Origin of the sequence: Vibrio sp. ER1A (genome assembly GCF_000733315.1) — a bacterium.
Classification (GTDB): domain Bacteria; phylum Pseudomonadota; class Gammaproteobacteria; order Enterobacterales; family Vibrionaceae; genus Vibrio; species Vibrio mediterranei.
Genome location: NZ_JPJA01000087.1, coordinates 163,628 through 187,376 on the forward strand (window position 1 = coordinate 163,628; position 23,749 = coordinate 187,376).

The window sequence follows — 23,749 nt, forward strand, 5'->3', positions numbered from 1 at the left end:
CGTTATCACTACAGTCTATGGGTAATTAACCTAGACGGTAGTTTGGTGCTTCCTTAGTGATTTGAACGTCGTGTACGTGTGACTCGTTTAAGCCAGCACCAGAGATACGTACGAACTCTGCTTTAGTGCGCATATCTTCGATAGTCGCAGAGCCTGTTAGACCCATGCTTGAACGAAGACCACCCATTTGTTGGTGAACGATTTCTTTTAGGCGACCTTTGTAGGCGATGCGACCTTCGATACCTTCTGGAACAAGCTTGTCCGCAGCATTATCTGATTGGAAATAACGGTCCGATGAACCTTGAGACATCGCGCCAAGAGAACCCATTCCACGGTAAGCCTTATAAGAACGGCCTTGATAAAGAATAACTTCACCAGGTGCTTCTTCAGTACCAGCAAACATAGAGCCAACCATCACGCATGATGCACCAGCAACGATTGCTTTACAGATATCACCAGAGAAGCGGATACCACCGTCTGCGATGACTGGAATACCGTATTCGTTGGCAACACCAGCAGCATCAGCAATCGCTGTAACTTGAGGAACACCAACACCTGTAACGATACGAGTTGTACAAATAGAACCAGGGCCAATACCAACTTTAACGGCACTAACACCCGCTTCAATCAATGCTTTCGCGCCAGCAGCCGTAGCTACGTTGCCACCAATGATATCGAGATCTGGGTACGCTTCACGTGTTTCGCGAATGCGAGTTAAAACGCCTTCTGAATGACCGTGTGAAGAGTCAATCAAAAGCACATCAACACCAGCTTCAACTAGAGCTTTTACGCGCTCTTCGTTACCCGCGCCCGCACCGACAGCAGCACCTACGCGCAGACGACCTTGCGCATCTTTACATGCGTTTGGTTTACGTTCTGCTTTGTGGAAGTCTTTTGCAGTGATCATACCGGTAAGTTGGAACTCATCGTTTACGACCAACACTTTTTCAACACGAGCACGGTGCATCTCTTCTTGCACTTCTTCACGAGAAGCGCCTTCTTTTACTGATGCTAGACGCGCTTTTGGCGTCATTACTACTTCTACTTTCTTACTTAAATCAGTAACAAAGCGAACATCACGGCCAGTGATGATGCCTACAAGCTCATTCGTTTCTGTAACAACAGGGAAACCTGCAAAGCCATGCTTTTCAGTTAGCGCCATTACATCAGCAATCGTTGCTTCTGGACGAACAGTAACAGGGTTTGTTACTACACCAGCTTCAAAGATCTTAACAAGACGTACTTGCTCAGCTTGTTGCTCAATAGACATGTTTTTGTGGATAAAGCCAATGCCACCTTCTTGGGCAAGCGCGATCGCTAGACGCGCTTCCGTCACTGTGTCCATAGACGCAGAGATCATTGGAATATTCAGACTGATATTCTTCGTCAACCGAGTGCGAAGATCGGCTGTGTTTGGGAGAACGGTGGAGTGAGCTGGAACGAGTAGTACATCATCGAACGTCAGCGCTTCTTTGGCAATTCTTAGCATTTGCAATATCTCACAATAGAGGAGTTGAAGGAATAATCCGCCCTTATCGTTTCGCATAATAAGGTCATTTGGATTAGATATTGCGGTGGGATTATACGCCCGACGAAATCGCTTGGCTACACATTTTTATATTTTTTATTTGCATTTACCCCCTTGATATGTATTATATTGCCGCTAATTTCCATACCCACGTCTTTGAGATTAGCTGTGCCCCTATCCTCGCGATCAAGCTCTAATTCTACGTCTAGTAATCAAAACATTTACACGGTGTCACGCCTGAACTCTGAAGTTCGTTTGTTGCTAGAAAATGAAATGGGGATAGTGTGGTTAGTCGGCGAAATTTCTAACTTTTCTGCACCTGTCTCTGGTCACTGGTACCTCACTCTTAAGGACTCTCGCGCTCAAGTGAAATGCGCGATGTTTCGTGGTAATAATCGCCGTGTAACGTTCAAACCTGCTAATGGAAATCAAGTACTAGTTAAAGCAAGACTCTCACTCTATGAGCCGCGAGGTGACTATCAGCTCATCATTGAGTCAATGCAACCCGAGGGGGATGGTCGACTTCAGCAAGAGTTTGAGAAGCTGAAAATGTCACTTGCTGCAGAAGGTTTGTTTGCTCAAACACTAAAACAACCATTGCCCAGCCACCCAAAACGTGTAGGTATCATTACCTCCAAAACGGGCGCTGCTTTATTTGATATTTTAGATGTTTTGAAAAGGCGTGATCCTTCCTTACCTGTGGTTATTTATCCGACGACGGTTCAAGGAGATAACGCTGCGATTGAGATTGCTCAAGCGATTGGCAGAGCAAACAGCCGAAACGAGTGTGATGTGTTAATCGTCGGACGAGGCGGAGGCTCCCTTGAAGATTTATGGTGCTTCAACCACGAAATCGTCGCCAGAACCATTGCCGCCAGCCAAATACCAATTATCAGTGCAGTCGGACATGAAATTGACGTCACTATCGCTGATTACGTCGCTGATGTGCGCGCCCCGACACCAAGTGCAGCCGCAGAACTAGTCAGCAATGATACCTCTCATAAACATGAGTCACTGATCACTAGAGAGCAGCGCCTGAGAAACGTCATTCGACTTTATCTGTCAGAGCAAAAGCAGCGCTTGTCCTCGTTGATGCAAGACCTAAGCAATCAACACCCTAAACATCATTTGCAGCGCCAAAGTCAACGCTTGGATGAATTTGAGTACCGCCTTAATGCCGCAATGAAGCAAAGGTTATCTCAAGAGACTCTCAGGTTAACCAACAAGCTGCATCGACTGAAGTTACAGTCACCTGTTACTCGTCTGGCGCAACAATCGCACCGATTAAGTCAATTAGAAAGTCGACTAGAACAAGCGATGCAACGTCAACTCTCTTCAACTAAGCATAAATTTGCATTAACAGTTGGTAAGCTTGACACGGTGAGTCCACTTGCCACATTGAAGCGTGGTTACTCTATTACTCAAGACGAGGATGGGAAAGTCATTTCTCATGCAGATTCGGTAGAAATAGGCTCGACAATGACGACTCAGTTAGAGCATGGCACTCTTGTCTCGACCGTTACCGATATCAAACCTAGCTAGCCAAGCTCACTAAGCTTCTATTGGTTGGAATTCAAACCTTGCTCGAGATTTAGACTTCAGTTCATTACATGAGTTACAAAAATAGTTAGCTGCACCACACGCCTGAAGCTTTTCCATTTCAGCTTGGCAATCTGGGCAATAACCAATTTTGACAAAATGTTTAGTGCATTGTTTACAGAAATACTGCCCGTCCCAATCTAAAGCGATCTTGCAATCTGGGCACTCGTTGTCTGCGAAGTTCATATCTCACCTAAATATTAGTAGATGTTAATATTGATATTCTATCTCGAACACCACGAGGATACTAGGCAACTGCCATAAGACGTACTGCTAGGAAAGCAATTAGCCACGAGATAGGAATAAACTCTCCAACTTAGCTTTACGTTTGACTTTATACATCTCGGTATCCGCTAAACGGATCAATTGGTCAATCGTCATGTCTGAACAACACTCTTTGGTTGCAAACCCAACGCTAACCCCGATGTTAGTCTCTTCTAAAGTGACAGGCCGATTCAATTCTGACTGCAATGTCTCGTAAAAAGTTCTGGAATCTTCCTGACTAGGAAAGCAACTAAACGCAAGAAACTAATCGCCACCATATCGACCTAACACAGCTTGGTCAGGTAATAGTAAACGTAATTTTTGCGCGACAGCAACCAACACCTTATCGCCGAATTGATGCCCATACACATCATTTACTTGTTTGAACTTATCGATATCAATAAAGAAGCAGCCAAGAAAATTACCTTGAAAGCAATGACTTTGTTCGACACGTTCCAATAGAGCTCGACGATTCAGGCATTGAGTCAGAGAATCAAACTTAGCTTGGTAGTTGAGTTTATCTTCTAAAGCATATTTCTCTAGCGCCACAGAATAAACTGCGGCAATAGACTCGAGTATCTCCAGTTCAATAGCATGGGGATCAGAGGGCAATGAGCTATAGAGTGCAAACGTACCCAATACGTGCTCTTGTGTCGAGATCACTGGCACAGACCAGCATGCTCTAATATTTGCTTGTGTCGCAAGTTCAACAAAAGGCTGCCAATTACTATGGCTTTTGACATCAGAGATGATTACAGAACGTTTTAAATAGGCAGCCGCACCGCAGGAACCTACTCCTTCTCCTATTTCGATCCCATCAATAGCATCGTTGTAAAAGTCAGGCAAGTTAGGTGCTGAAGTGCTGTAAAGTCGATGTGTCTCTTGATCTAACGTTAATATTGACGCGCGTTTATCCTTAAACAGGCGCTCTGTTAACTTAATGATTCGCTCCTCCAATTGGGGTTTTGGCAACCCCAGAGCAAGTTCTTTCAAGAGTAAGTTCATGCCCTTATGGGCATCTATCAGCAAATCTTTCGTCATAAATCCGCAGAATTGTCGTTCTTATTGAGTATGCGTAACCGACACATAATAACACAACGTACGGATAGATGATCTATTGACCAGTTTAATATTTAGTCGTATGGTCAAAGGGACGAACAACAATACGATGCTGTTCTAGATCTTCCCTAGATCTTCCCCTTAATCTAATCTGATCAGCGATCTGCTCTTAAAAGAACATTTATATAACCACATACCGAAAGCATAAGTTACATATTCTGCATTTGGATTTAAGTTAGATTATTATTCCACGCAAGGCTTATCAAATGACACTATACAGAATTTAATAAAACGATCATTTCTCAAATTAGTCACTTACATGGGTATGCATTTCGATATAAGACGAATCTACGGCTTTTAGCTCGACTCTAAGGTTAATCAGTTCATCCATATGATTGATATGCGTTCCACCGCAAGGCATCACGACGTCGACGCCATCAAGAGTGCAGTGCCAATATCTTGAACTGGTCAAAAATGGACCTTCAAGTTGCATTGAAACTTCAGAGGGTTCTTGTGACCACTCAGCTAACTGTTGATTAGTCATATCTTCAATTCTCTGTAAGTCTGTCACCACCTCTACGGTATTTAGTCCACGTTTCTTTAACGTTTTCCCAAGGCGATATCGGTCAAAACATCGGTTTGGCGATACCACACTCTGTTCCTGAGCATAACTATTAAAATCATAGTGGGCCAAACCATCTTTTCGGTCTGCTTCTTTTCTCCAGTATGACGCAGCTAGCACTTTGTTAAGTGCAAGAGAGGCGATATGTCCGGCACTATGTCCTCTGCTCAAACTTTGTTGATAGGCTTTGTCTACTTCCAATGTAATGACCTGACCAACACAAAGTTCTGTTCCTTTCGCGATTCGATGCACAACAACAAATACCCATCCATCACAGTCTCGTTTTACGGGAATCGCGCTGCCGACATACAGTGTTTTGGTATCCAGTTCGATAGCACCAACAAGACAATCTATGACTTCAAGTTGTTGACCTTTCGCTAACAGATAACCTTTGTCTGCGGGATGATCTGGCCATATATGACTTACTGGGTGAAATGGCGTACTGTCTACAACAATATCGGTGTAATTAGAATGCTCATCGATCAATTGAATTGCGCTGTCTAGCTGCCAAGTTTGATGACAAAAGTGAATTTTACTAGCGGTAAACACGGTATGATTATTCCTTGCAACAAAAAACGCCCGCTGTATTCAGAGGGCGTTGTTTAATTTCGACTTATTTTTTAGGACGACCTTTCATCATCGTCATTAAGCGTTTACGTTTACGCTCTTGTGAAAGGGTCATCTTGTTAGACTTACCTTCAAATGGGTTATCGCTGCTTTGGAAGTTAATACGAATTGGCGTACCCATAATTTCCAAAGAACGACGATAATAGTTCATTAAATAACGCTTATACGAATCTGGTAGTTCATTGACTAGGTTACCATGAACCACAACGATTGGTGGGTTGTAGCCACCAGCGTGCGCATATTTCAACTTAACACGACGTCCACGAACCATAGGTGGCTGGTGATCTTCCGTCGCCATTTTCATGATACGGGTCAGTACCGAAGTACCCACACGGGTAGTCGCAGACTTGTAAGCTTCTTGAACAGATTCAAACAAGTGGCCAACACCAGTACCATGAAGCGCTGAAATAAAGTGGATACGAGCAAAGTCAACGAAACCAAGACGACGATCAAGCTCTTTCTTAACGTGCTCTTTCACGTCAGTATCTAAACCATCCCATTTGTTCACAGCGATCACAATAGAGCGACCAGAGTTTAACGCAAAACCAAGGAGGCTTAAGTCTTGATCTGAGATGTTTTCACGAGCATCGATAACGAGTAATACAACGTTTGCATCTTCTACTGCTTTCAGTGTTTTTACCACTGAGAACTTCTCAACCGTTTCGTTGATGCGACGACGACGACGTACACCAGCAGTATCAATTAGTACATACTCACGATCATCACGCTGCATAGGAATATAAATAGAATCGCGAGTGGTACCCGGCATGTCATAAACTACTACACGCTCTTCACCAAGAATACGGTTGGTCAGCGTTGATTTACCCACATTAGGTCGACCAATGATAGCCAACTTAATTGGTTGATCTTGAAGACGCTTAAACTCTTCTTCCGCTTCTTCTTCGGTATAATCGAGTTTCTCTTCTTCTTCGTCTTCAAACTCAGTCAGATCTTCAATTTCACCTTGTTCAACAAAGCTTTCTGCAAATGGGTTAAGTGCGCGTTCGATAAGTGCAGTAACGCCACGACCGTGTGCCGCTGCGATGTGGTACATGTCTTCTACACCAAGTTGCCAAAACTCAGCACTGGCAGCATCAGCATCAATACCATCAACTTTGTTGATCACTAGGAATGACGGCTTCTCAATTTTACGCAGGTGTTGAGCAATCGCTTCATCAGCCGACGTTAAACCTGCACGGCCATCCACTAGGAAAAGCACGACATCCGCTTCATCAATCGCAGCTAGCGATTGTTCCGCCATTTTTGTTTCAACACCTTCTTCAGTACCATCAATACCACCGGTATCAATAACAATGAATTCATGCTCACCCAGTTTCGCCTGACCGTATTTACGGTCACGTGTTAGCCCCGGAAAATCCGCAACAAGAGCATCACGCGTACGCGTCAATCGATTGAACAGGGTCGACTTACCCACATTCGGGCGTCCAACTAGGGCAACAACAGGTACCATATAAACCTCTACACTTATCTTCTAATTGTAGTTATAGGTAAAATTCTCACGTTTTCCTATAACCACAAATTAATCCATCTATCCGAGCTCGAAAAGATCCTTTTGCTTCGCAGCAATAAAACGGCTCCTAACTGAGATCAGCCAGGAGCCGTTTGTGAATTATATCACGCTTTCTAGTTGATAGTGAGTTTCTTTATTTCACCATCACGAGTCACTAAAACATAACCTTCAGGTACCTTAGTTGGTCCAACAGAAAGGCCACTTTCGTTGATGAGTTGCTGTGCTACAAACTCACCTGACTCTCGATCAATCCAGTGTAGGTAACCTAAGCTATCACCTACTACGATGTAACCATCAACAATAACAGGTGCAGTTAGCAGTCGGTTTTCCAACTGGTTATTTTCCCACAGCTCAGTACCACTGCGAGCATCTACAGCTACTACATGATCATTATCTGTCACCAAGAATAAACTACGGTTATCCGTCGCCATATCTGTCGCTGATGAGTAGTTACGTTTCCAAATAGGGTTACCAGAACGTAGATCAATAGAAATTAACTGCCCATTGAAACCCACCGTAAACAGTGTGCCACCTAAAATGATTGGAGATGAATCCACATCAACCAAGCGATCGATCTCGGTAGCGCCTTTTGGCGTGCCTACAGGTTGCTGCCAAATCAACTGTCCACGCTCGACGATAGCGGCAGCTAAACGTCCATTGGCCGTGCCCCAGAAAACACCACCTGATACGGTAGCTGGTGCACTGTCACCACGTAAAGTTAGGTTTGGAACATCAGTACTGATCGCCCAGCGCTCTTCGCCCGACGTTTGTTCCAATGCAACCAACAAGCCTTGACTGGTATGAACCATGATTAAACTTGCATCCGCTACCGGATTCGCAAGCACCTCACCATTCACCTTGGCGCGCCAAACTTCTTCGCCCGTTTTGACGTCAAGCGCAATAACTTCGCCGTTTTCGCTACCGATATATAGCTTTTGATACGCCGCGGCAATACCACCAGAAAGTCGAGCTGATGTCTCACCAGCGACATTAACTTCCCAAAGCGTTTTACCCGTTTCTGGATCAAGCGCTTTTACCACTCCGTCTCGGCTAGCGACAAACAAGTTGTCATAGGCGTAAATTGGAGAGAGCTTCGAGAAGAACTGACCAACACCATCACCAATACTTGCAGACCATACCGACTGAGGCGTGAACTCACTTTGTACTTTTGGCAGTGGTGCCATAATGACGGTATCTTCTTCACTAGAACACCCTGCAAGAATTCCCAGTACCGAAATAGAAAGCAGTACTTTCTTTACGACTCTATTCATCGGCTATGGCCCTTACTTGGCAAGATCGTCCAGTTTAATTTGTAGCCCTTGGCTTGCGTCTTGCGCTTGCTGTGCTTCAGTATAAGCAGTGTAAGCTGCATCACGGTCACCGTCACGAATTGCGATATCACCACGCAGCTCGGCCACTCGGCCTGCCCATGCGTCATCGGTAATTTTCGCAAGTTCAGCACGCGCACCATCAACGTTACCTGTTTCCGCCATTAGACGAGCAATACGGTAAGTCACTAGCGGAGTGATCGCCGCATCTTTAGTTTTGCTTTGTGCCCATTGCAGTTGCTCAAGAGCCTTTTCAAGCTCACCAGCTTCTACTTGAACTTTCGCTAGTTGTAGTGAAGCCAAAACACTGTATTCAGTGTCTTTGCTACCATCGATAAATGCTTGTACGTCACCACTTGCGTCAGTGCCTTTAGCGGCAATAGCTTCTACCGCTTTGGTATACTGTTCAGAAGCAGCTTCTTGCGCAGACGTTACTGAGTCTTGATAGTAACGCCAGCCAAATAAACCACCCAAACCAACAACAACACCAAGAACCACTGCTTTGCCGTTCTCTTTCCACCAATCTTTGATTGCTTCTACTTGTTGTTCTTCAGAATCGTAGAGTTCCACTTCCTGTCCTCTTAAAAGAATTCGTCACTAACGTTGATTGATTCATCTATCGAATACGTTCAATCAACGTCAGTCTATAAACTAGATAATATCTGCTAATTTAGCGGCTAACTCAGTTTGAGCAATAGTTTCTTGCTCACCACCCTGCAAATCTTTGACCACGACCGTATTCTCGGCCACTTCATTCTCGCCTAACACTAGAGCGTATACTGCGCCAACTTTATCTGCACGCTTAAATTGTTTCTTGAAGTTGCCACCACCAAAGTGGTTCATGACACGAATACCAGGGATAGCTTCACGCAAAGACTCGGCTAGCTTCATACCTGCCATCATGGTGCCTTCACCCGCAGTCACTACGTAGGCGTCAACACTACGACGAACATCAGTCAGCTCAAGCGTTTCCATCATTAGTACCAAACGCTCTAAACCCATAGCAAATCCGACAGCTGGCGTCGCTTTGCCACCTAGTTGTTCAACCAGTCCGTCATAACGACCACCGCCACAAACCGTACCTTGAGCACCTAAACTTTCGGTGATCCACTCAAATACCGTGCGGTTGTAGTAATCCAACCCACGGACAAGACGTTGATTTACCGTATATTCGATTCCTGCTGCGTCAAGAAGTTCACAAAGACCTGCAAAATGTTGTTTTGAGTCTGCATCGAGGTAATCTGACAGCTCAGGAGCATCAACCAAAATCGCTTGTACATCTGGGTTCTTGCTATCTAGAACACGTAGCGGATTGGTGTACATACGACGCTTGCTATCTTCATCAAGAACATCAATATGCTGCTCTAGGTGAGCAATCAATGCCGTACGGTAATCAGCGCGAGCTTCTAGAGAGCCGATAGAGTTCAGTTCCAAACGTACATGTTCAGCAATGCCCAACTCACGCCATAGACGCGCAGTCATCATGATAAGTTCAGCATCAACGTCAGGGCCATTTAGACCAAAGACTTCCACACCACATTGATGGAATTGACGGTAACGACCCTTTTGTGGGCGCTCATGGCGGAACATTGGGCCCATATACCAAAGACGTTGTTCTTGGTTATATAACAAGCCATTTTCAATACCAGAACGCACACAACCGGCCGTGCCTTCAGGACGAAGCGTTAGGCTATCGCCATTACGGTCTTCGAAGGTGTACATTTCCTTTTCGACCACATCCGTCACTTCACCGATAGCGCGGCTAAATAGATGGGTCATTTCAACGATTGGCATACGTACTTCGTTGTAGCCATATGCGCTAACAACATGCTTAACTGTATTCTCAACTTTTTGCCAAAGTGGAGATTGTGTTGGGAGGCAGTCGTTCATGCCTCGTATTGCTTGAATAGTTTTTGCCACAGTTTAATACCGTTATATCGTTGAAATTATTTATCTTCTACTTGATTCACTTCGATGCGATTTGACTCATCTAACATCGACGCCTTAGCACGAATTTTTGCTTCGAGCTTGTTCACTAGGTCATCATTATCGAAGCGCTCTTTCTGACGTTTACCGTCCTCGTAGAATGCACTTTTCTTGTTACTACCAGCTAAGCCTAAATGTGAAACTTCTGCTTCACCTGGTCCATTCACCACACAGCCGATAATCGACACATCCATTGGTGTAATCACATCTTCTAAGCGCTGCTCTAGCGCATTTACTGTACCGATCACATCGAATTCTTGACGTGAACAACTTGGGCAAGCAATAAAGTTGATACCACGAGAGCGAATACGCAATGACTTCAAAATATCAAAGCCCACTTTGATCTCTTCAACTGGGTCTGCCGCTAAAGAAATACGCAAAGTGTCACCAATACCTTCTGCCAACAGCATTCCAAGACCCACTGACGACTTCACAGCACCCGCACGAGCACCGCCAGCTTCAGTGATACCTAAGTGTAGTGGCTGATCAATCTTTTGAGCCAACAATCGGTAAGAATCTACGGCAAGGAACACATCCGATGCTTTAACACTGACTTTAAATTGGTCGAAGTTTAGACGATCCAAAATATCCACGTGACGCATCGCCGACTCAACCAAAGCAGCTGGTGTAGGCTCGCCATATTTCATCTGAATGTCTTTTTCTAAAGACCCGCCATTTACGCCAATACGAATTGGAATGTTTTTATCACGCGCACAATCTACAACAGAGCGAATGCGAGCTTCGTTACCGATATTGCCCGGGTTGATACGTAAACAATCTACGCCATACTCCGCAACCTTTAGTGCAATTCGATAGTCGAAGTGAATATCAGCCACTAGAGGAATCGAAACTTGCTGTTTGATTTCTCGGAAGGCTTCTGCGGCATCCATAGTAGGAACAGAAACACGAACAATGTCTGCACCGACATTTTCTAACGCTTTAATCTGAGCAACGGTCGCAGCAACGTCCGTCGTGCGAGTGTTTGTCATTGACTGAACAGCAATGGGCGCGCCATCGCCGATAGGTACATCGCCCACATAAATACGCGTAGATGGGCGACGTTTAATTGGTGATTCGTGATGCATATTGATTATCTAAGGTAAGGTGAATCGAGCTACTTTGCCTGAAGTATACCCAGAAAGGTCGACAGGTTCACTTGCTAATGTCATAGAAACTTTCTCAGGAGCACCTAAAATCACTTTAAATGGTGCTTTTCCGTTTACATTGACATTATCGCCCTGCTTTTTAATACCGGTAGTGATGGTCTTTCCGTCCGCGTCTTTTACCTGGATCCAGCAGTCACCTGTGAAAGCCATCGTTAAATTAGTCAGACCATCAATTGATTTTGGTTGCTCGTTTGCGGTTTGAGGTTGTTCCTCAATTACTGCGACGTCTGCCGAAACCGATTCAACATTATTATTGGCAGTCTCTGATACCGATTCTGTTGCTGCTTCCTCTGGCTGCTCCGGCGTTTCGATAATAGCAGACACATCAATAGTTTTTACTTCATCTTCTGCTGTTGCTAATTCAGGCTCAGCGGTAAGTTGTGGCGAAGCGGGTTCTTCTACTTGAAAGGCAGGATCGCTAGTATCTGCGATTTCCGATAGAGTATCTTTTTGCTGGCTTTGCAACCACCAAACCGAAGAGATACCAATAATTACCACGAAAATACCCCAAGTAAGCTTCATTATGCGGCTATCGTGTTTTTCTTTATTGGTTTTCTGAGAGAAGCTCTGCATTGGCTGTTCTGAAGGTTGAGCTTCACTGTGGTGTTCAATAGCACCAAGGATCTCTTTTTCATCAATACCAACTGCCTTAGCGTAAGAACGTAGATAGCCTCGAGTGAAGGTTGCAACTTGCTCACCATCAAAATCGTTGGCTTCAATCTTTTGAATGATGGCGACACGCAAGCGTAAGCGGTCTGCGATCTGTTTCTGGGTGAGGCCTAGCGCTTCACGCTTCTCTTTTAATATGGTTCCGGCAAGAACGGACTCTTGTGGTTGCTGTTCAACTTTATCTACTGCGGTATTTTGTTCAGTACTCATTTATCATGTACTTCTTTTGGTTGTGACTATGACGCTACACGCTTAGTTCGTTTTTTAATTGGTGTGATATCGTCATTAGTGTGGTAAATCGTACGTACTAACTGTATTACAGCATAGTCCCAAATTGCCTACTTCTGCACCTCAATCTAGTGCAAAGTGCTCGATTTCATTATGATTTTCGCGCAAGATCTCCCCACATTGGGTCAAGACAGCGGCTGAATGTGACCATCATAGTCGATTCTAACCACGAGTTAAAATCGACAAACGTAAAACGACGTAAATAGAGCCATTTTTGATAAAAAATTGACACTATCTATAAAGTTCAAGCGACGTTTTGAAATATTTGATTAACAAAACCGATATTTGTTCCATTAATACTGAATTTTTTATCAGTAAATTGTGGCAAGGATCAGATATTTTCAATTGCAGCGCTATAGATACAAAAAAACCAAGCAAATACTTGGTTTTTCTTTATTTATTTGTGGATTATACCGATTTTACCGGAATAGCTTCACCTTTTTGCTCAGCCAGTTGCTTGGTACGTTTAGTACGGTCAATCACATCACCAACTAACTGGCCACACGCCGCATCAATATCGTCGCCGCGAGTCTTACGAACTGTCACTGTATAGTCGTACTGCATTAGCGTCTTCATGAAACGATCGATGCGCGAGTTACTCGGTTTCTTGTACGGTGACCCTGGATAAGGGTTAAATGGAATCAAGTTGATTTTCGCAGGCGTGTCTTTCAACAGCTCTGCAAGCTCACGCGCATGATCCATATCGTCGTTAACATGGTCTAAAAGTACATATTCAACGGTAACTTTACCGCGATTAGCATTAGATGACGCAATATAACGACGAACTGATGCTAAGAAATCTTCGATATCCCAACGATCATTAATCGGCATGATTTCACTACGCAACTTGTCATTTGGAGCGTGAAGAGAAATAGCCAATGCAACATCAATTTCACCCGTCATTTGATCAAGACCGGACACCACACCAGAAGTCGATACTGTTACGCGGCGTTTGGACAAACCAAAGCCAAGATCGTCTAGCATAATTTCTAACGCAGGCATCAGATTCTTCATGTTGAGTAGAGGTTCACCCATACCCATCATCACCACGTTGGTTATTGGACGACGACCTGTCTCTTTTTCAAGGCCGACTTCACGCGCAGCGCGCCAAACCTGACCGATAATTTCCGAGACTTTAAGGTTACGGTTAAAGCCCTGCTGTGCCGTTGAACAGAATTTACACTCCAACGCACAACCTACTTGAGATGAAACACACAACGTTGCGCGGTCATCATCTGGGATATAGACCGTTTCGACATCTTGATCACCTACACGCATCGCCCATTTAATGGTGCCATCAGATGAGTGTTGCGCTTCAGAGACTGTCGGAGCTTTAATTTCAGCCAAACGAATCAGCTTTTCACGAAGCTTCTTGTTGATGTTGGTCATCTTCTCAAAGTCATCACAACCAAAATGATAGATCCACTTCATAACCTGATCAGCACGGAAGGCTTTTTCGCCAAGTTCCTCTTGGAAGAATTTACGCATACCTTTGCGATCAAAATCGAGTAGATTGACTTTTTGTGCGGTCATGTTGCCTCTTCGATGACGGTGATTCTACTTAAGGGCGCGAATTGTACAGCCTTTAGGCGACTACAACAAGCGCTACAAAACCTTAAAATAATAAGGTATTCATTTATAAGTGAACATTTTTTGAACAGCAAACACACTCAATATTAAAAAAGGAGGCCTAAGCCTCCTTGTGTTGAGCGGAATCAATCATTAACGCGGACAAATTTCCGACGTAGGGAAGAAAAATTCAATTTCACGCGCTGCCGACTCTGGACTGTCTGAGCCGTGCACCGAGTTATGGCGCATGCTTAACGCGTAATCTGCACGAATGGTTCCACATGCAGCTTCTTCAGGGTTAGTCTTCCCCATCAGCTCACGATAACGAGAGATAGCATCTTCGCCTTCAAGTACTTGAACCATGATAGGACCAGAGGTCATAAACTCACGCAGTGCATCAAAGAATGGCTTACCCTCGTGTTCAGCGTAAAACCCTTTCGCTTGCTCATCGGTCAAGTGAACCATCTTAGCTGCGATAATTTTTAGACCAGCTTTCTCAATACGATGATAGATCTCACCAATAAGATTACGTTCTACAGCATCAGGCTTAACGATTGAAAATGTTCTTTCTAGGGCCATTATTGTTCCTTATCTTTCTGTTTATATTGTTGTTATTTGGTTTGAGCTTGCTCAGTAAGCAGCCGAGCTAAAGTACGAATACCCATGCCAGTTGCCCCCGCAGACCACTTATCAGTCGCCGCTTTGCGATATGTACCAGCACAATCGAAATGCAACCAACCTTTTTTATAATCGGTAACAAAGTAAGACAAAAATGCCGCTGCAGTGCTTGCACCTGGTGAGTAATCACCACTGCTGATATTTGAAAGGTCAGCAAAGTTTGACGGCAGCATACCTCGATGGAAATCTGCTAACGGCAGTGGCCATAAACCTTCTTTTTCTTGGTTTGCATTGGTTAATGCTTGATGAGTGAGTTCGTCATCAAAAGACATGATAGCGTGGTAATCATTACCTAGAGCATTCTTAGCTGCACCGGTGAGCGTAGCACAGTCAATAATCAGCTCAGGGTTTTGTTCGCTCGCGTAAATAAGACCATCAGCCAGAACTAAGCGTCCCTCGGCATCGGTATTCATGATTTCAACCGTCTTACCGTTTTTATAAGTGATCACGTCACCCAACTTAAGCGCTCGGCCAGAAACCATGTTTTCCGCACAGCAGAGAATCAACTTCACACGTTTATTCAAACCACGCATGATCGCTAATCCCAAACCGCCAGTGATAGTACCAGCACCACCCATGTCTGCTTTCATCGCCGACATAAAGTTAGAAGGCTTCAGGCTGTAGCCACCAGAATCGAATGTGATGCCTTTACCAACTAGGCACGCAAATACTGGGGCATTTTCGTCACCTGTTGGGTTGTAATCGAGTTGCAGCATTGCCGATGTGCGTTCAGAACCGCGACCTACTGCGAAAATACCTTCCCAGCCTTCAGTCAGCAGATCTTTATCTTTTACAATGCGGTAAGTAACATGCTCAGGTGCCGTTGATTTAATGAACTCAGCCGCCATAGTCGCAAGTTGACGAGGTGCAACTTCTTCCGCGCTCTTGTTGATGATGTCACGAGTCCAGTTGGAGGCTTTGATACGTGCATTCAGCTCGTTTTCATCTTGCTCACTGAGTGGCGGCAACGTCACTTGTGTGCTTTTCTTAGAATTACGGTAGCCTTGATAGAATGCCCAGGTTGATTCTAGATCCCAGCCTTCGCCAGCCAGTGTTGCATTAGAAATACCTTGCGAGTCTAATTTACGAGCCGCGCGCTGAATAGCGCCTAAATCGTGGCCCTCGCCTAAGTGGACTGTCGCGCCAGTTTCTGTGAAAGAGATGATTGCTTTGTCGCCCCATTGAGGAGCAGCCGCTTCTTGGCTAAGAAATACCGACATTGTGTTAGACATGGTCTCTCCTTGTCTTAATTCTGTTTTGTGTTGTCGTATCTTATGATTCAAATGATGTTATCACTATGTAGAGACAATACCAATGACCCGCCCAAGGGAATTAATAACAATGTAACATGTAGCGACAAAAAAACGGACCAAAGGTCCGTTTTTAGAAGTAAAGTTAGAGCGATTTATCAATCGTACTCATCCATCCAGCATAAGATGACTGCTTCAAGGATTTTCTCATTAGAACGATTTGGATCATCGTCAAAATCTTCTAGTTCCGTTATCCATTGATGTAAGTCGGTAAAACGAACCGTTTTAGGGTCCATATCTGGAAATTGATCGCACAACTCAATAGCGATATCACGAGAGTCAGTCCATTTTAAGCTCATGTATCCTCCACTTATTAGTGATCTTCAGATGCGTGGTTTAACGTGTATTTTGGAATTTCTACCACTAAGTCTTCATCAGCAACAACGGCTTGGCAACCCAAACGTGATTCTGGTTCTAAGCCCCACGCTTTATCTAGCATGTCATCTTCAAGCTCTTCACTCTCTTCAAGTGAATCGAAACCTTCACGAATAATCACGTGACAAGTTGTGCAAGCGCACGATTTCTCACAAGCGTGCTCAATCCCAATACCGTTTTTTAGTGCCACATCTAATACGGTTTCGCCTTCGTTAGCCTCTAACACTGCGCCTTCTGGGCACAGATCTTCATGGGGCAGAACAACTATTTTTGGCATGACTACTTAGTCCTCGAATTTAAATGTTATCTACTGATTGACCGGCAAGAGCTTCGCGAATGGACTTGTCCATACGACGAGAAGCAAATTCTTGGCTCGCTTTATCAGTATCTTTTATACCTTGTTCAATGGCGTCGGCATCGTCACCATTGCGCAATTTAATTAGTGCTTCAATGGCTTCTACTAGTGTTTGTTTTTCTTGTTCATCTAGTAAAGCATCGCCATCAGCTTGCATCGCTGCAATTAACCCTTCGATAACGCGATCGGCTTCCACACGTTGTTCAGCCAAGGCACGAGCCAACATGTCGTCTTTAGCGTAGGTCATCGAATCTTTGAGCATATTAGTCACTTCATCATCGCTTAGTCCGTATGATGGTTTGACTTGAATATCAGATTGAATACCAGTGCTCTTTTCCATCGCAGTGACAGACAATAGACCATCTGCATCAACCTGATAGGTGACACGAATATGCGCAGCACCCGCCGCCATTGGAGGAATACCTTTAAGTGAAAAACGAGCAAGAGAACGACAATCATCAACCATTTCACGTTCACCTTGAACAATATGAACCGACATAGCCGTTTGACCGTCTTTAAAAGTGGTAAACTCTTGAGCACGAGCAACTGGGATGGTTGTATTTCGAGGAACAATTTTCTCGACCAAGCCACCCATGGTTTCAATACCTAGAGACAAAGGCAGTACGTCGAGTAGCAGCATTTCAGAGTCAGGTTTGTTTCCTGCAAGAATATCCGCTTGAATGGCAGCACCAATCGCAACGACTTCATCAGGGTTAATGCTAGTCAGAGGCGTTTTCCCAAAGAACTCGCCTACCATGTCGCGAACCAAAGGTGTACGGGTTGAACCACCCACCATGACGACTTCAAGTACCTCCTCAGCGTCCACTTCCGCATCTTTTAGAGCACGGCGACAAGAAAGAAGGGTTTTCTTAACCAAGGCACGAATGAGATCTTCAAATTGAGCTTTCTCTAATTCGCCTTGCCAACCTAGCACATCCACACTTGCGACATCAGATTGACTCAAGTCGATCTTAGCTTGCGTTGCTGCGTCCAGTAATTCACGCTGCTCTTGAACCGTTAGTTCAGCCTTACCAATTTGCTGCTGCAAATGTTCTGCAACCAAATGGTCAAAGTCATCGCCACCCAGCGCTGAATCGCCGCCCGTTGCGAGTACTTCAAACACGCCACGAGATAATCGCAGAATAGATATATCAAAGGTGCCGCCACCAAGATCATAAACAGCAATCACACCTTCTTGACCACTATCCAAACCATAAGCAATCGCGGCTGCAGTAGGTTCATTGAGTAGTCGTAAGACATGTAAACCAGCTAAGCTCGCTGCGTCCTTTGTGCCTTGACGCTGAGCATCATCAAAGTAGGCAGGAACCGTGATAACCACCCCTGCTAATTCGCCACCTAATGATTCTTCTGCACGTTGAGAAAGTGCTTTTAAGATATCAGAGGACACTTGAATAGGATTCTTCGCCCCACCACGCGTTTGTAATACTGGCAGACCATTATCACTTTCTGTCAAAGAGTAAGGCATAGATGGGTAACGGCTTTGAACATCCGCAAGTGAACGACCTAATAAGCGTTTTACCGAAATAATAGTATTCACTGGATCAGAAGCTGCGTTATCACGAGCCTCAACACCGACCGTGGTCGACTCTTCTGTATAATGCACGGCCGAAGGCAAGATATTTCTGCCATTCGAATCTGGTAGCGTGGCTGCTTCTCCACTTCTTACCGTTGCAACTAGAGAGTTTGTAGTCCCTAGATCAATACCTGCAGCCAACTTATGTTCGTGTGGCGCAGAGCTTTGACCGGGTTCTGCGATTTGAAGTAATGCCATTCAAATATCCTTGGGAGCTTCCATTAACCAAGCAGCTTATCTTCGAGCTGTTCTATTTCACTTTGCAACTTGGCGATAAATTTTAGTTTTCTGACGCTATCCGCAGCTTGTGGCCACTGATTCTGTTCGAGCAGCTGTTGTAACTCAAGCAGTTGTGATTTGAACATTTTGCTGACCTTCGCCTCAAAGTCAAAGAGTTCTGACTCAACATCACTTGAGGTCTCTATTTCTTCGAGGGTCTCACGCAGTTCCATCTGTTCCATTAAGAACATAGGGTCTTGCAAGGTTTGCTGTTCAGCTCGAATATCTACGCCATTCTCAGCCAGCAGATACTCTGCTCGAGAAATTGGCTTACGAAGTACTTCGTATGCGTCATTGATTTGCGCTGCTTTCTGAACCGCAAGCATGCGGTCACGCTCGGAAGCGGTAGCAAAGTTATCGGGATGAAAGCGTCGCTGTAATTCTCTGAATTGAGAAGAAAGAAGGCTACCGTCCAGCTGAAACTGAATAGGTAGCCCAAATAGTTCGAAATGGTTCATAACATAGACTCGCAAACAAGAATCGTGGAGCAACTGGCTAAACCAACTGCACCACGACTATTAAAGGTTAAACATTAAAGCTCTCACCACAACCGCACTCGCCTTTTGCGTTTGGGTTGTTGAATTCGAACCCTTCGTTCAAGCCCTCTTTCACGTAATCAAGCTCTGTTCCATCGAGATAAACCAAGCTCTTTGCATCGATGATGACTTTCACACCTTCATGCTCAAAGACTTCATCACCATCATCAAGTTCATCAACAAACTCAAGAACATAGGCCATACCAGAACACCCAGTGGTCTTTACACCTAAACGTAATCCAATACCTTTACCGCGGTTTTCTAAAAACGTCCTTACTCGGCTTGCTGCTGCTTCTGTCATTGAGATGGCCATACTACAACCTTTGTTTGCTTCTCTTGATGATATATTAAGGCTTGGTTATCCAAGCGATTTAGTCGTGCTTTTTCTTATAATCGGCTACGGCGGCTTTAATTGCGTCTTCCGCAAGAATTGAGCAGTGAACTTTCACTGGCGGCAACTCTAGTTCTTCAGCAATTTCAGCATTTTTGATAGCCGCAGCTTCTTCAATTGATTTACCTTTTACCCACTCTGTAACCAGTGAGCTTGATGCGATAGCTGAACCGCAACCGTAGGTTTTGAATTTCGCGTCTTCGATAATACCTTCTGGTGTTACCTTAATCTGAAGCTTCATTACGTCGCCACAAGCTGGCGCGCCCACCATACCACTTCCCACAGCTGGATCATTTTTATCAAACGACCCTACATTACGTGGGTTTTCATAGTGGTCAATAACCTTTTCACTATATGCCATAATAAATTCCTCGAATCCTCTACTATCGTGAGATTAGTGGTGTGCCCACTCGACCGTATCTAGGTCAATCCCTTCTTTATACATATCCCATAGAGGAGACATGTCACGTAACTTGTTCACTGCTGTTGTAATTTGCTCAATCGCGTAGTCGATATCTTCTTCTGTCGTGAAGCGACCAAACGAGAAACGTACAGAGCTGTGTGCCAGTTCATCGTTCAAGCCTAATGCACGAAGTACATAAGACGGTTCTAGACTCGCTGAAGTACATGCTGAACCAGATGATACTGCAAGATCTTTCAATGACATCAGTAGTGATTCACCTTCAACAAATGCGAAGCTCACGTTTAGGTTGTGAGGTACACGCTGCTCTAGGTCACCATTGATCGTAACGGCTTCAAGATCTTTAACACCGTTTAACAGGCGATCACGCAGAGATTTTGCATGGTCATAATCTTTTTGCATATCTTGCTTAGCAATAGCAAATGCCTCGCCCATACCAACAATTTGGTGAGTCGGTAGCGTACCAGAACGGAAACCACGCTCATGACCACCACCGTGCATTTGTGCTTCTAAACGGATACGTGGTTTACGACGAACGTAAAGTGCACCGATACCTTTAGGGCCATAAATCTTGTGAGCTGACATTGAAATTAAGTCAACTTTCATTTCTTGAACATCAATTGGCAATTTGCCAGCCGATTGCGCAGCATCAACGTGGAAAACGATTTTCTTGCTGCGGCATAGCTCACCAATAGCGGCGATATCTTGAACAACACCAATTTCGTTGTTTACGTGCATGATAGAAACAAGCACAGTATCGTCACGCATTGCAGCTTCTAACTTTGCTAAATCGATAAGACCATTGGCTTCCGGCTCAAGATACGTTACCTCAAAGCCTTCACGCTCTAATTGACGACATGGGTCAAGTACTGCTTTATGCTCTGTTTTACAGGTAATAACATGCTTACCTTTTTTAGCGTAAAAATGAGCAGCACCCTTGATAGCAAGGTTGTCTGATTCTGTCGCGCCCGAAGTGAAAATAATTTCGCGAGGATCTGCGTTCAACAGATCGGCGATTTGCTCACGCGCGTTGTCTACTGCTTCTTCTGCTTGCCAACCAAAACGGTGTGATCGTGACGCTGGGTTACCAAAGGTACCGTCCATCGTCATAAATTGAACCATCTTTTCTGCAACCCTCGGGTCAACAGGACATGTGGCAGAGTAGTCTAGATAAATAGGCAGTTTCATTCTTTACTCCAATGTAAAAGCAACACTACTTACGAGCGAACATTAATTCCGATGGGTGCGGTGCTTGTACTTTTTCTTGAGAACCCATGATTTACCGCAAGATCTACGTCTTGTCGGTCTGAAATTTCTAATACTTCATTATCTACCATCAGCTCACCAAGAGTGATGTTATTTAAGAAGTCACTAATGCGAGAGCTTAAATCTCTCCAAAGCGTATGAGTGAGGCAACGTGTACCACCTTGGCAATCGCCTTTGCCAGCACATTTGGTTGCATCAACAGACTCATCAACAGCAGCTATCACCGTTCCAATTGCAATATCAGACGCTTCTGCGCCGAGTCGGTAACCACCACCTGGACCGCGTACACTGGCTACAAGTCCAGCTTTGCGCAATTTTGAGAACAGTTGCTCTAAATATGACAGTGAGATCCCTTGACGTTCAGAGATATCTGCCAGAGGTACTGGGCTTTGCTGTGAGTGCAGTGCGACATCTAGCATCGCCGTTACTGCATATCTTCCTTTTGATGTTAGTCTCATATCACACGTTTCCACATTGATTATGTGGTTTCGATTTTTCCATACCTGACTATTTTAATCAAGTATTTATTTGACTAAAATAGTCAGGTATTTAACCCAACAGAAAAAGCGGTTATTTTTTAACCCCTAGCCCTTTTTCTATTGACGTTAAAATACCACGCAACGTGTTGATTTCCTGTGACTCAGGGCGAGCTCTGCTGAACATTCTTCGTAATTTGTTCATTACTAACCCTGGTTTATCCTTAGAGATAAACTGGGTATCGGTGATGACTTTTTCAAGGTGTTGGTAGAATAATTCTAGCTCTTTGTGACGTGGATACTCAGCTTGCTCTTGTTCAGGAAATTGGTTGGCCACACGCTGCAAATGTGCAACACGTACTTCATAACTTAATGTCTGAACCGCCATCGCTAAGTTAAGAGAGCTGTATTCCGGGTTTGCAGGAATACAAGTATGAAAATGGCAAAGCTGCAATTCTTCGTTGGTCAAGCCAGTGCGTTCACGACCAAAAACCAAAGCAACAGGGTGTTGCTCACCTTCTATGGCAAACTTCTCGCCACACTCTCTTGGTTCAATCATAGGCCAATCCAGTGTACGAGAGCGCGCACTTGAGCCAACAACCAAACCACAATCTTCAATAGCATCTTGCAATGAACCAACAATTTGAGCGCCAAGCGCAATATCACTAGCACCCGCTGCAAGCGCAATCGCTTGAGCATCTACCTCACATTGTGGGTCAACCAAGACCATCTGGCTTAAACCCATCACCTTCATCGCTCTTGCAGCTGAGCCGATATTACCGGAGTGAGAGGTTCCGACGAGGACGATTTTCACGTTGTCTAGCATTGTCAAATTGCACCGAGATTACAAAACCGACGAATAATAACATAAACCCGACTAAAATAGTCAGGGTCTTTTTATTCACCCCAATGACAGAACAAAAAATAACCACTTCCTTTTTGCCAAAACTTTGGTATACTCGCCGCCGCTTTTTGTTCTTTAACATCCGTTGGGAAAATTCGTATGCATCCAATGCTAAATATCGCTATACGCGCTGCGCGTAAAGCGGGCAACCATATTGCTAAATCACTAGAAAACACTGACAAGATCGAGTCGGTACAGAAAGGCACTAATGACTTTGTTACTAACGTAGACAAAGAAGCTGAAGCACTCATTATCCATACTATTCAAACATCTTACCCTGACCACAGCATCATCGCTGAAGAAGGTGGCATGATTGAAGGTAAAGATAGCGACGTACAATGGATCATCGACCCACTGGATGGCACTAATAACTTCGTTAAAGGTATTCCACATTTCTCAGTATCTATTGCGGTTCGCATTAAAGGTAAAACTGAAGTTGCGTGCGTATACGATCCAATGCTAAACGAGCTATTCACTGCACAACGCGGTGCTGGCGCTCAATTAAACAACGCTCGAATCCGTGTTAACACACTAAAAGACCTAAAAGGTACTGTCATCGGTACAGGTTTCCCTTCGAAGCAGAAACAGCACTCTGAAAGCTATTTTAAGATCATGTCAGCAATGTTTGTTGAATGTGCAGACTTCCGCCGCGCAGGTTCTGCTGCTCTTGACCTTTGCTACGTAGGTGCAGGTCGTCTAGACGGCTTCTTCGAACTAGGCCTAAAACCATGGGACATGGCTGCAGGTGAGCTTATCGCACGTGAAGCTGGCGCTATCGTAACTGATTTTTCAGGCGGTACTGAGTACATGAAGTCTGGTAACGTTGTTGCTGCAAGTGCACGTGGTGCTAAGAGCATGCTTAAAATCATTCGCGAGAATGGTAACGAAGCTATCCTTAAGTAATTAGCTTAAGACTCACAGCCCGTCA

The 23,749-nt window shown here is 44.5% G+C and carries 23 protein-coding genes and 1 pseudogene; 2 read left to right on the top strand and 22 right to left on the bottom strand.

Going from position 1 to position 23,749, the window contains the following annotated elements; all coding sequences use genetic code 11:
* Nucleotides 1–25: 25 nt before the first annotated feature.
* Nucleotides 26–1,489 (bottom strand): IMP dehydrogenase, encoded by a 1,464-nt coding sequence (gene guaB, locus HW45_RS15420; RefSeq protein ID WP_006072553.1) that lies wholly within the window; start codon nucleotides 1,487–1,489, stop codon nucleotides 26–28.
* Between the two features lie 207 nt (nucleotides 1,490–1,696).
* On the opposite strand from guaB, the gene xseA reads away from it, so the two are divergent.
* Complete coding sequence (gene xseA / locus HW45_RS15425) at nucleotides 1,697–3,070, top strand: exodeoxyribonuclease VII large subunit (protein WP_038227952.1); 1,374 nt, start codon at nucleotides 1,697–1,699, stop codon at nucleotides 3,068–3,070.
* A gap of 9 nt (nucleotides 3,071–3,079) precedes the next feature.
* On the opposite strand, the gene HW45_RS15430 is transcribed toward xseA, so the two are convergent.
* The 21 genes and pseudogenes from HW45_RS15430 to trmJ all read right to left on the bottom strand — a co-directional run bounded on the left by HW45_RS15430 (nucleotide 3,080) and on the right by trmJ (nucleotide 22,743).
* Nucleotides 3,080–3,313, bottom strand: coding sequence for a zinc ribbon domain-containing protein (locus tag HW45_RS15430; RefSeq protein ID WP_038227953.1), 234 nt, complete (start codon nucleotides 3,311–3,313; stop codon nucleotides 3,080–3,082).
* A gap of 99 nt (nucleotides 3,314–3,412) precedes the next feature.
* A pseudogene (locus HW45_RS15435) lies at nucleotides 3,413–4,432 on the bottom strand (sensor domain-containing diguanylate cyclase).
* A 325-nt stretch (nucleotides 4,433–4,757) separates the two neighbouring features.
* Nucleotides 4,758–5,621 (bottom strand): metal-dependent hydrolase, encoded by an 864-nt coding sequence (locus HW45_RS15440; protein ID WP_038227955.1) that lies wholly within the window; start codon nucleotides 5,619–5,621, stop codon nucleotides 4,758–4,760.
* 64 nt (nucleotides 5,622–5,685) lie between these two features.
* The gene (gene der, locus HW45_RS15445) at nucleotides 5,686–7,170 is read right to left on the bottom strand and encodes a ribosome biogenesis GTPase Der (protein WP_006072560.1); all 1,485 of its coding nucleotides are present in this window, start codon (nucleotides 7,168–7,170) and stop codon (nucleotides 5,686–5,688) included.
* A 173-nt stretch (nucleotides 7,171–7,343) separates the two neighbouring features.
* The gene (bamB, locus tag HW45_RS15450) at nucleotides 7,344–8,501 is read right to left on the bottom strand and encodes an outer membrane protein assembly factor BamB (protein ID WP_006072561.1); all 1,158 of its coding nucleotides are present in this window, start codon (nucleotides 8,499–8,501) and stop codon (nucleotides 7,344–7,346) included.
* Nucleotides 8,502–8,513: 12 nt separating this feature from the next.
* Nucleotides 8,514–9,128, bottom strand: a complete 615-nt coding sequence (locus tag HW45_RS15455) for a YfgM family protein (protein ID WP_006072562.1) — start codon at nucleotides 9,126–9,128, stop codon at nucleotides 8,514–8,516.
* An 81-nt stretch (nucleotides 9,129–9,209) separates the two neighbouring features.
* On the bottom strand, nucleotides 9,210–10,478 hold the full coding sequence (hisS, locus tag HW45_RS15460; protein ID WP_006072564.1) for a histidine--tRNA ligase: 1,269 nt from the start codon (nucleotides 10,476–10,478) through the stop codon (nucleotides 9,210–9,212).
* 26 nt (nucleotides 10,479–10,504) lie between these two features.
* Nucleotides 10,505–11,629 (bottom strand): flavodoxin-dependent (E)-4-hydroxy-3-methylbut-2-enyl-diphosphate synthase, encoded by a 1,125-nt coding sequence (gene ispG, locus HW45_RS15465; protein ID WP_038227956.1) that lies wholly within the window; start codon nucleotides 11,627–11,629, stop codon nucleotides 10,505–10,507.
* A 9-nt stretch (nucleotides 11,630–11,638) separates the two neighbouring features.
* The gene (rodZ, locus tag HW45_RS15470; RefSeq protein WP_038227958.1) at nucleotides 11,639–12,589 is read right to left on the bottom strand and encodes a cytoskeleton protein RodZ; all 951 of its coding nucleotides are present in this window, start codon (nucleotides 12,587–12,589) and stop codon (nucleotides 11,639–11,641) included.
* Nucleotides 12,590–13,075: 486 nt separating this feature from the next.
* The gene (locus tag HW45_RS15475) at nucleotides 13,076–14,200 is read right to left on the bottom strand and encodes a bifunctional tRNA (adenosine(37)-C2)-methyltransferase TrmG/ribosomal RNA large subunit methyltransferase RlmN (protein WP_038227960.1); all 1,125 of its coding nucleotides are present in this window, start codon (nucleotides 14,198–14,200) and stop codon (nucleotides 13,076–13,078) included.
* A 189-nt stretch (nucleotides 14,201–14,389) separates the two neighbouring features.
* Nucleotides 14,390–14,815 carry a nucleoside-diphosphate kinase gene (gene ndk, locus HW45_RS15480; protein ID WP_038227962.1) on the bottom strand — a complete coding sequence of 142 codons (426 nt, stop codon included), beginning with the start codon at nucleotides 14,813–14,815 and terminating at the stop codon, nucleotides 14,390–14,392.
* A 32-nt stretch (nucleotides 14,816–14,847) separates the two neighbouring features.
* Entirely contained in the window at nucleotides 14,848–16,146 is a 1,299-nt protein-coding gene (gene pepB / locus HW45_RS15485; RefSeq protein ID WP_038227964.1) for an aminopeptidase PepB, read from the bottom strand.
* A 176-nt stretch (nucleotides 16,147–16,322) separates the two neighbouring features.
* Nucleotides 16,323–16,523 (bottom strand): Fe-S cluster assembly protein IscX, encoded by a 201-nt coding sequence (gene iscX / locus HW45_RS15490; protein WP_006072574.1) that lies wholly within the window; start codon nucleotides 16,521–16,523, stop codon nucleotides 16,323–16,325.
* A gap of 14 nt (nucleotides 16,524–16,537) precedes the next feature.
* Nucleotides 16,538–16,876, bottom strand: a complete 339-nt coding sequence (gene fdx, locus HW45_RS15495) for an ISC system 2Fe-2S type ferredoxin (protein WP_006072576.1) — start codon at nucleotides 16,874–16,876, stop codon at nucleotides 16,538–16,540.
* Between the two features lie 19 nt (nucleotides 16,877–16,895).
* On the bottom strand, nucleotides 16,896–18,746 hold the full coding sequence (hscA, locus tag HW45_RS15500) for a Fe-S protein assembly chaperone HscA (RefSeq protein WP_006072578.1): 1,851 nt from the start codon (nucleotides 18,744–18,746) through the stop codon (nucleotides 16,896–16,898).
* A gap of 23 nt (nucleotides 18,747–18,769) precedes the next feature.
* Nucleotides 18,770–19,285, bottom strand: coding sequence for a co-chaperone HscB (gene hscB, locus HW45_RS15505; RefSeq protein ID WP_006072580.1), 516 nt, complete (start codon nucleotides 19,283–19,285; stop codon nucleotides 18,770–18,772).
* Between the two features lie 67 nt (nucleotides 19,286–19,352).
* A complete protein-coding gene (gene iscA, locus HW45_RS15510) occupies nucleotides 19,353–19,676 on the bottom strand; it encodes an iron-sulfur cluster assembly protein IscA (protein ID WP_006072581.1) in 324 nt (107 codons plus the stop codon).
* Between the two features lie 58 nt (nucleotides 19,677–19,734).
* The gene (iscU, locus tag HW45_RS15515; protein WP_006072582.1) at nucleotides 19,735–20,115 is read right to left on the bottom strand and encodes a Fe-S cluster assembly scaffold IscU; all 381 of its coding nucleotides are present in this window, start codon (nucleotides 20,113–20,115) and stop codon (nucleotides 19,735–19,737) included.
* A gap of 33 nt (nucleotides 20,116–20,148) precedes the next feature.
* Nucleotides 20,149–21,363: an IscS subfamily cysteine desulfurase gene (locus HW45_RS15520; RefSeq protein WP_006072583.1), complete on the bottom strand. Its 1,215-nt coding sequence runs from the start codon at nucleotides 21,361–21,363 to the stop codon at nucleotides 20,149–20,151.
* Between the two features lie 29 nt (nucleotides 21,364–21,392).
* Complete coding sequence (iscR, locus tag HW45_RS15525; RefSeq protein ID WP_006072585.1) at nucleotides 21,393–21,899, bottom strand: Fe-S cluster assembly transcriptional regulator IscR; 507 nt, start codon at nucleotides 21,897–21,899, stop codon at nucleotides 21,393–21,395.
* A gap of 112 nt (nucleotides 21,900–22,011) precedes the next feature.
* Complete coding sequence (gene trmJ, locus HW45_RS15530) at nucleotides 22,012–22,743, bottom strand: tRNA (cytosine(32)/uridine(32)-2'-O)-methyltransferase TrmJ (protein WP_038227966.1); 732 nt, start codon at nucleotides 22,741–22,743, stop codon at nucleotides 22,012–22,014.
* Between the two features lie 177 nt (nucleotides 22,744–22,920).
* Here trmJ and suhB point away from each other — a divergent pair, with 177 nt between their 5' ends.
* Entirely contained in the window at nucleotides 22,921–23,724 is an 804-nt protein-coding gene (gene suhB, locus HW45_RS15535; protein WP_038227968.1) for an inositol-1-monophosphatase, read from the top strand.
* The last annotated feature ends 25 nt before the right edge of the window (nucleotides 23,725–23,749 follow it).